Annotated in this window: 1 rRNA gene; it reads right to left on the minus strand. The window is 55.4% G+C overall.

Annotated features, from left to right (window positions below):
- Positions 1-56: 56 nt before the first annotated feature.
- Positions 57-1443, minus strand: a 23S ribosomal RNA gene (locus J5X75_RS43740); the annotation flags it as partial.

Here is a 1443-nt window from a genome sequence, read left to right on the forward strand (position 1 = left end):
GGGGTGGTTGTTCGTTTGCTGTGAATCACACAGTGGACGCAAGTAAAATGTTTAGGGTGGTTAAGCCCTCGGCCTATTAGTACCGGTCAACTCAACACGTTACCGTGCTTACATCTCCGGCCTATCAACCCAGTAGTCTAGCTGGGAGCCTTACCCACTCAAAGGTGGTGGGATACCTCATCTCGAAGCGAGCTTCCCGCTTAGATGCTTTCAGCGGTTATCCCTTCCGAACGTAGCCAACCAGCCGTGCTCTTGGCAGAACAACTGGCACACCAGAGGTTCGTCCGTCCCGGTCCTCTCGTACTAGGGACAGCCCTTCTCAAGTATCCAACGCGCACGGCGGATAGGGACCGAACTGTCTCACGACGTTCTAAACCCAGCTCGCGTACCGCTTTAATGGGCGAACAGCCCAACCCTTGGGACCTGCTACAGCCCCAGGATGCGACGAGCCGACATCGAGGTGCCAAACCATCCCGTCGATATGGACTCTTGGGGAAGATCAGCCTGTTATCCCCGGGGTACCTTTTATCCGTTGAGCGACACCGCTTCCACACGCAAGTGCCGGATCACTAGTCCCGACTTTCGTCCCTGCTCGACCCGTCAGTCTCACAGTCAAGCTCCCTTGTGCACTTACACTCAACACCTGATTGCCAACCAGGCTGAGGGAACCTTTGGGCGCCTCCGTTACCCTTTAGGAGGCAACCGCCCCAGTTAAACTACCCACCAGACACTGTCCCTCGACCCGATCAGGGCCGCAAGTTAGATACCCAAACCCAACAGAGTGGTATTTCAACAATGACTCCACCCGAACTGGCGTCCGAGCTTCACAGTCTCCCACCTATCCTACACAATTAAATTCAGATACCAATGTCAAGCTATAGTAAAGGTCCCGGGGTCTTTCCGTCCTGCCGCGCGTAACGAGCATCTTTACTCGTACTGCAATTTCGCCGGGCCTGTGGTTGAGACAGTGGGGAAGTCGTTACGCCATTCGTGCAGGTCGGAACTTACCCGACAAGGAATTTCGCTACCTTAGGATGGTTATAGTTACCACCGCCGTTTACTGGCGCTTAAGTTCTCCGCTTCGCCCTTTCGAGCTAACAGGTCCCCTTAACGTTCCAGCACCGGGCAGGCGTCAGTCCATATACATCGTCTTACGACTTGGCATGGACCTGTGTTTTTAGTAAACAGTCGCTTCCCCCTGCTCTCTGCGGCCATACCACGCTCCACCCGCAAGGGGCTTCACGCGTCCGGCCCCCCTTCTCCCTAAGTTACGGGGGCAATTTGCCGAGTTCCTTAACCACAGTTCACCCGTCGCCTCGGTATTCTCTACCTGACCACCTGTGTCGGTTTCGGGTACGGGCCGCTCAGAACATCGCTAGAGGCTTTTCTCGGCAGCATAGGATCAATGACTTCACCAGAACGGCTCGGCATCACGTCTCAGCC

It is taken from the genome of Actinoplanes flavus, from assembly GCF_017592555.1.
Lineage (GTDB): Bacteria > Actinomycetota > Actinomycetes > Mycobacteriales > Micromonosporaceae > Actinoplanes > Actinoplanes flavus.